Raw genomic sequence first — 618 nt, 5'->3', positions numbered from 1 at the left:
CTCCGGCTGGGACGGGGCGAGGTGCTGGCGCTGCTGGGCGACAACGGTGCCGGCAAATCGACGCTGATGAAGATCCTCACCGGTTTTCACCAGCCCACCAGCGGGACGCTCCACATCGACGGGGAGCCCGTGACCCTGCAGTCAGTGATGCACGCCCGCTCCCTGGGGATCGAGCCGGTCTACCAGGACCTGGCGCTGGTCGACGAGCTCAGCGTCTTCCGCAACATGTTCCTGCAGCGCGAGATCACCCGGGGCGGTGCGCTGCGGATCCTCGACGACCGGGCCATGCGCCGTGCCGCGGCGTCGCACCTGGAGCGCATGGGGGTGAACGTGCCGTCCGTGGACGTCGAGATCTCGAAGCTCTCGGGCGGGCAGCGTCAGGCTGTGGCGGTGGCGCGTGCGGTCTATTCCGACGCCCGCATCCTGCTGCTCGACGAGCCCACTGCGGCGATGGGCGTGCGCGAGAGTGCACTGATCCTCGACGTGATCCGGCGGCTCAAGGAGCACTCCGACGTATCGGTGATCATCGTCGCCCACAACTACGCCCAGGTCTTCGACGTCTGCGACCGGATCAACCTGGTCCAGGACGGGCGTATCACCTTCGACCGCCCGACACGG

At 68.0% G+C, this 618-nt stretch carries 1 protein-coding gene; it reads left to right on the top strand.

Annotation, left to right across the window (positions count from 1 at the left end):
• Positions 1-618 (top strand): ATP-binding cassette domain-containing protein (locus G7A99_RS23635; RefSeq protein ID WP_163144504.1); only part of this gene is annotated, 618 nt, incomplete at both ends.

The sequence above is a fragment of the Arhodomonas sp. KWT genome (genome assembly GCF_010993615.1).
The sequence above is the reverse complement of the archived record's forward strand: the minus strand, read 5'-3'. Positions and strand labels throughout refer to the sequence as shown.